The organism is Roseovarius gaetbuli, from assembly GCF_900172365.1.
Classification (GTDB): domain Bacteria; phylum Pseudomonadota; class Alphaproteobacteria; order Rhodobacterales; family Rhodobacteraceae; genus Roseovarius; species Roseovarius gaetbuli.
On the sequence record NZ_FWFJ01000082.1, the window covers coordinates 1 to 5875 of the forward strand.

Consider the following 5875-nt stretch of genomic DNA (forward strand, 5'->3'; position numbering starts at 1 on the left):
TTCGACAGCTCCGCCAACGTCATCTCCTCGCGGATCGCCTCAAGCGCAACACGGGCTTTGAATTCGGGTGAATGGTTTTTGCGTTTCTTCATACCGGATCACTTCTTTCGTCATGCGATCCACCTTAACAACTGGTCCGAAATTTCGCGACCACCTCTGCAAGCTACCAATGGTAGAGTGTGCTAACTTCTATACACTTGCGGTGCAGAGTGCGACGCAAATGTCCTGTACATTGTGAATTCGAACAACGTGCGGCGAATGTCGGCAATGCGAGCGGCGACCGAAGTATTTGAACATCGCACCCAAGGTCCGCAAAGGGCCGGGAGTGACATCCGGCAGAAATGGCGGGGAGCGGACCTTCGCTTTGGGTGCGAGATGTCTTGACATTGCCCGCAAGCCGACCTTGGGCGCTTGCTGCGTGTCCTGTAGGACAAGCCAGACGCACAGCAGGCGGCGCACTGCGTCCTTGGCCCGACTGCAACACGCTTTTATTGAACGGGCCCTGACCCAATTTCGGTTGCGTCATCGAACACCGCAGTTTATCCACAAAGAATGATGAATGTGCGGGTTACTTTTCAAACCTTTCTGCTGGCGCTGATTGTGGCAATCGCAGCCAATGGTGTGGCGATGGCCTCAAATGACGTGATGCATCAAGACCATTGTGCGCATGCCGCATCAGATTCGAGACACGCCGCGCCGATGGTCATGGATCACGCAAGCCAACCCGCGGCGAGTGGTGAAACTGCGCCTGATCATGACCATGAGACCTGCATGATGCACGCCTGCTCGGCTGTGGCATATGAGGCCTCCGAGGCTGTTGTGATCTCTGTTTTGCTTTCGGCGGCCATCGTTTCGAAAGAACAAGAACTTGTGGCGCTTAATCGCGCTGACGGCCTTTTAAGACCCCCAAATACCTGATCTCCGGCTGTGCCGGATCTGAATGAGCGGGACGCACGGTTCACGTGGAGGTCCTGTCTTGCGTTCTATCGATCAGGAGAAATCATGAGAAACTATATTGTTCTGGGCGTTTCCATAGCCCTTGCGGCCTGTGGCACGGTGACTGAACCGCCAGCGCCAACCCAATTGGCACCCGCCGCCACACCAGAGACCGCCCTGCGCCATGCAAGTACCCCGGCGCTGCTTGCCGGTTATGTCGCACGCCCGGTCAAAGGACCCGCCTCCTGGCAAGAGCTTAATGAGCGGCAGTCCCCCGATCACAAAGGGGGCAGCGAATGAGAGTGTCATGCAAATCGGGGCTGGCACTGTCTGCAGCCCTGCTGATCTCTGCCTGTGCCTCGCCGCAGCAGGTTGCGCGCTTTGCCGATCCAAAGGCAGCGTTTGCTCCTGTCTCGGATAATGCGCGAAAGGTGCTGGGCAAGGACACCGCCCTTTTGATGGATGCCCCCGCGATCGAGGCCAATGCCAAGCGCGTGCATGCCATGGTTCAGGGCAAGACGCTTGACGCGGATACCGCCGTGCAAGTGGCGCTCTTGAACAATCGCGGCCTTCAGGCGGCCTATGCGCAGCTGGGCGTGTCCTCGGCCGAGGCCTGGCAATCCATCATGACGCCCAATCCGGTGGTTTCCATCGGGGTACTTGGGATCAATGCTGACGGGGTCGGGGCGTTCCGCTCCATCGAGGGGGTGATTGCCAACAACCTGCAGGCGGCGTTCACACAAGAGGGCCGCAGCCGTGCGGCGGATGTCAAATTTCGTCAGGCACAGCTTACCGCGGTCGAGAAGACCCTGAGCGTTGCGGTCGATACCCGGCGCGCCTGGGTCGATGCCGTGGCCGCATTCGAGGCCGCCGGGTTGATCCGCGAGGCCCAGGGAACCGCCGATGCCGCGTCGGAACTGGCGGCACGGCTTGGCGATACCGGCTATCTCAACAAGGCCGATCAGGCGCGCGAGCATGCGTTCTACGCCGAGCTGACCGGCCAGCGGGCACAGGCCAAACTTGCCGCCACGCTGGCGAAAGAGGCGTTGACCCGGCAAATGGGTCTTTGGGGGCAGGACGTGACTTATTTCGTGCCCAATGCCCTGCCACGCCTGCCGAGGCAGGTGAAAAGCCGCCCGCATATCGAGCGCGATGCGCTCAAGTCGCGGGTCGACCTGGCGATTGCGCGGCTTGATCTGGACAGCATGGCAAAAGCGCGCGGAATGACCGAAGCGACGCGATACGTCACCGATCTGGAACTGGTGGTCGGGGCCGAACTGGAACGCGAGAATGACGGCGGCGGGATCGAAACGAAGACCACGCCACAGGTCGAGCTTGATTTCGCGATCCCGATTTTCGACAGCGGCAAGGCGCGCCTAAAACGGGCCGAGGCGGCCTATATGCTGGCGGCGCATCAGCTCGCCGAACGGGCGGTGAATGTGCGCTCCGAAGCGCGCGCCGCGCATGCCTCTTATGTCGGCACGCATCAGATCGCCGGTCACTACCGCAATGCTGTTCTGCCGCTGCGCCAGACCATCGAGGAAGAGGCGCTGCTGTCTTACAACGGCATGATCACCAACACATTCGAGCTTTTGGCAGACACCCGCGCGCGGTTGAATTCCAACCTGACCGAGGCGAGTGCACGACGCGACTTCTGGCAGGCCGAGGCCAATCTTGTGGCCGCAGTGCATGGCGGCGGTGGCGGTGGCGCGGGCAGCGGTGGTGATACTCAGGCATCGGTGGCCGGTGACGGCTCCGGCGGGCATTGAAAAGGAACATAAGATGATGAACAGACGTCAACTTCTCACTGCCGGCGCGGGCCTGATGGCCACCGGTGCAATGGCCAAAACCCAGAATATGGGGCTGCCCGAGGCCGCCGTGATGGATGGTGCATCCACGCAAGCCCCGCTCAGGCCCCAGTCCGGACCTGACTATAACCCGGTGGTCACCCTGAATGGCTGGACGCTGCCGTACCGGATGAACGGCAACGTCAAGGAATTCCATCTGGTCGCCGAGCCGGTGGAACGCGAGCTTGCCGATGGCATGACCGCCTATCTCTGGGGCTATAATGGCCAATCCACCGGCCCCACGATCGAGGCGGTCGAGGGCGACAGGGTACGCATTTTCGTCACCAACAAGCTGCCGGAACATACCACGGTGCATTGGCACGGCCTCATCCTGCCCTCGGGCATGGATGGCGTCGGCGGGCTCAGTCATCCCGGCATTCCACCCGGCAAAACCTTTGTCTACGAGTTCGATCTCGTGAAATCGGGCACCTTCATGTATCACCCGCATGCCGATGAAATGGTGCAGATGGCAATGGGGATGATGGGCATGTTCATCGTCCACCCCAAAGATCCGACCTTCATGCCGGTGGATCGAGATTTCTGCATCATGCTGAACGCATTCGACATTGATCCGGGCACGTATATCCCGCGCGTGATGACAATGACCGAGTTCAATCTCTGGACCTGGAACAGCCGGGTTTTCCCCGATATCGACCCGCTGGTGGTGGGCCTTGGCGACCGGGTACGCGTGCGCGTCGGCAACCTGACCATGACAAATCACCCGATCCACATGCATGGCTATGACTTCGAGGTGACCTGCACCGATGGTGGCTGGGTTCCGCCCGAGGCGCGTTGGCCCGAGGTGTCGATCGACATTCCCGTCGGCGCGATGCGCGCCTACGAGTTTGACGCGGTTCATCCCGGCGATTGGGCGATCCACTGTCACAAGTCACATCACACGATGAACGCCATGGGCCATGACGTGCCCAATTTCATCGGGGCAGACAAACGGGCGCTGACGGGGATGATCCGCAAACATCAGCCGGAATATATGCCGATGGGCACTGCGGGCATGGCGGATATGGCTGTAATGTCTATGGAAATCCCCGACAATACCGTGCCGATGATGACCGGCTGGGGCCCGCATGGGCCGATTGAAATGGGCGGCATGTTTTCGGTCGTGAAGGTGCGCGAGGGCATCGAGGCGAACGATTACTCCGATCCCGGCTGGTACGAGAACCCGCCCGGCACCGAGGCCTATGAATGGACCGGCGAGTTGCCGGAATTCACCTCTAATGAAAAAGCTCAAACCATCCTGACACCCCGCCCGGACACGGCGCGGAAATCCTGAATCAACGGAGAGACGCAATGAGAAAACTTATCCTGACGACAAGCATCCTGGCAGTATCGGCAAGTCTGGCATTCGCCGCCGGAACCCATGGTGGCGGCCACGGCCACGACGCAGGTCATATGAAAACGCAAGACGGTCACGGCCATGGCGCGGGTCATATGGACATGATGCAGATCGGCATGACGGGCGACACGGCGAAAATTGATCGCATCGTCACGGTTACCATGATGGAAACCGCCGATGGCGATATGCTTTTTGAACCGCGCGACCTGATGTTTGCCGAAGGCGAGACCGTTCATTTCAAGATCACCAATGCCGGTGAGGTCGACCATGAGTTTGTCATGGATACCTTCGCCAATAACGAAAAGCACCGTGCGCTGATGATGAAGTTCCCCGAGATGGAACATGATGATCCCAATTCGGTGCGCCTGGCTCCCGGCGAAAACGGCGAGATCATCTGGACCTTCGCTAATGCAGGCGAATTCAACTTTGCCTGCCTGATACCGGGCCACATGGAAATGGGCATGCATGGCCCGCTCAATGTGACGTCTAATTGACCCCATAACCCGAAAGGAAACGCTATGAACCTCATCAAATCCATCCTTCTGGGCCTTGCGATCACAGCCGCAACCGGTGCCTTCGCAGAGCCGGTCTTTACCAAGGGCGTCGTCAAGAAAGTGGCCCCTGATGCGGGTAAGGTCACCATCATTCACGAAGAGCTGGTCAATCTGGACATGCCCGCGATGACCATGGTCTTTCGCGTCGCCGACGAGGCCATGTTCGAACAGCTTGAACCCGGCGACGACATCGAATTCGTCGCGGACCGGGTGAATGGAAAACTGACCGTCACCGACCTGAAATAGGCAACAGCTTTTGGGCGCAGGATGAATGTGCGCCCAAACCGCCACCCGGATGGGCGATGCCGCCGCAATTGCCCGACCAACTGGTCAACGCAGAAAGAGGATTTCTATATGCGAAAACCCATCATTTTCATCGGAGTTGTTGCTGTCGGTATTGCGGCCTATTTCCTTGCTCAGCCTCCAAAACCGACGCCTGCGCCAGCCGCAGGTCAAGCCGATGCAATCGCGTCGGTACGGCTGCCGGAAACACTATCGCCGGATGCATCAATTGGAAAAACCGCATATCAGGCGAAATGCGCAAACTGCCACGGAGACAACGCAGCCGGAAAACACGGTGTCGGACCCCCTTTGGTTCATAAAGTCTATGAGCCGTCCCATCATGGCGATGAGGCCTTTCAACGCGCAGCCGCACTTGGCGTGCGTGGCCATCATTGGCCTTTTGGGGATATGCCCCCGATCAAGGGTGTAACCCGCGCCGATGTTACAATGATCGTCGCCTATGTTCGGGACTTGCAGCGTTTTAACGGTATCAACTGATAAGGATCGACTTCGGCTGAGTGCAAAATAGGGCGGTAAGGACGTTGTCCCATTCGCACAGGTGAGATAGCGGCCCTCCGCTGCATTCGGCACGAAGGTCCGGTAATGGGATGTACCGGCTGCTTCACCCAGCAGGTTAGACTGAGCTTAGTTTCACCTGCATATAGGAGAAGTAGCATGGCGAAGGTTGAGTTTGATGATCTGATGTCGGTTGGCATCGATATTGGTTACGACACATTTCACATTGTTGGTTTTGATGACGATGGGCAGCGCGTTTTGCGTAAGCAGATCAAACGCCTTGCATTGGTCACGACGTTCGAAAAGTTGCCGCGTTGTATTGTCGGAATGGAGGCGTGTCTGAGTGCCCACTTTGTCAGTGGCACGCTGCGCAAGATGGGTTTAGA

General features: G+C 58.6%; 7 protein-coding genes and 1 pseudogene. All 8 read left to right on the plus strand.

All coding sequences use genetic code 11. The features are described 5' to 3' along the window. The first annotated feature begins 561 nt into the window (after positions 1-561). Positions 562-918, plus strand: coding sequence for a hypothetical protein (locus tag ROG8370_RS19245; RefSeq protein WP_139838233.1), 357 nt, complete (start codon positions 562-564; stop codon positions 916-918). Positions 919-1002: 84 nt separating this feature from the next. Next, positions 1003-1236: a hypothetical protein gene (locus ROG8370_RS19250; RefSeq protein WP_085828753.1), complete on the plus strand. Its 234-nt coding sequence runs from the start codon at positions 1003-1005 to the stop codon at positions 1234-1236. Continuing rightward, a complete protein-coding gene (locus tag ROG8370_RS19255) occupies positions 1233-2705 on the plus strand; it encodes a TolC family protein (protein WP_085828754.1) in 1473 nt (490 codons plus the stop codon). The genes ROG8370_RS19250 and ROG8370_RS19255 overlap by 4 nt, the downstream gene beginning before the upstream one ends. 13 nt (positions 2706-2718) lie before the next feature. Beyond that, positions 2719-4074 carry a multicopper oxidase family protein gene (locus tag ROG8370_RS19260; protein ID WP_085828756.1) on the plus strand — a complete coding sequence of 452 codons (1356 nt, stop codon included), beginning with the start codon at positions 2719-2721 and terminating at the stop codon, positions 4072-4074. A 17-nt stretch (positions 4075-4091) separates the two neighbouring features. Continuing rightward, the gene (locus ROG8370_RS21170; RefSeq protein WP_085828755.1) at positions 4092-4631 is read left to right on the plus strand and encodes a cupredoxin domain-containing protein; all 540 of its coding nucleotides are present in this window, start codon (positions 4092-4094) and stop codon (positions 4629-4631) included. A gap of 24 nt (positions 4632-4655) precedes the next feature. Continuing rightward, on the plus strand, positions 4656-4937 hold the full coding sequence (locus ROG8370_RS21175; RefSeq protein WP_139838234.1) for a copper-binding protein: 282 nt from the start codon (positions 4656-4658) through the stop codon (positions 4935-4937). A 108-nt stretch (positions 4938-5045) separates the two neighbouring features. Beyond that, positions 5046-5471: a c-type cytochrome gene (locus ROG8370_RS19275; protein WP_085828758.1), complete on the plus strand. Its 426-nt coding sequence runs from the start codon at positions 5046-5048 to the stop codon at positions 5469-5471. 177 nt (positions 5472-5648) lie between these two features. Further along, positions 5649-5875, plus strand: a pseudogene (locus ROG8370_RS19280) (IS110 family transposase); the annotation flags it as partial.

Coding starts and splice junctions, on each gene's coding strand:
- ROG8370_RS19250 (WP_085828753.1), top strand. CDS start 1,003: ATGAGAAACTATATTGTTCTGGGCGTTTCCATAGCCCTTGCGGCCTGT.
- ROG8370_RS19255 (WP_085828754.1), top strand. CDS start 1,233: ATGAGAGTGTCATGCAAATCGGGGCTGGCACTGTCTGCAGCCCTGCTG.
- ROG8370_RS19260 (WP_085828756.1), top strand. CDS start 2,719: ATGATGAACAGACGTCAACTTCTCACTGCCGGCGCGGGCCTGATGGCC.
- ROG8370_RS21170 (WP_085828755.1), top strand. CDS start 4,092: ATGAGAAAACTTATCCTGACGACAAGCATCCTGGCAGTATCGGCAAGT.
- ROG8370_RS21175 (WP_139838234.1), top strand. CDS start 4,656: ATGAACCTCATCAAATCCATCCTTCTGGGCCTTGCGATCACAGCCGCA.
- ROG8370_RS19275 (WP_085828758.1), top strand. CDS start 5,046: ATGCGAAAACCCATCATTTTCATCGGAGTTGTTGCTGTCGGTATTGCG.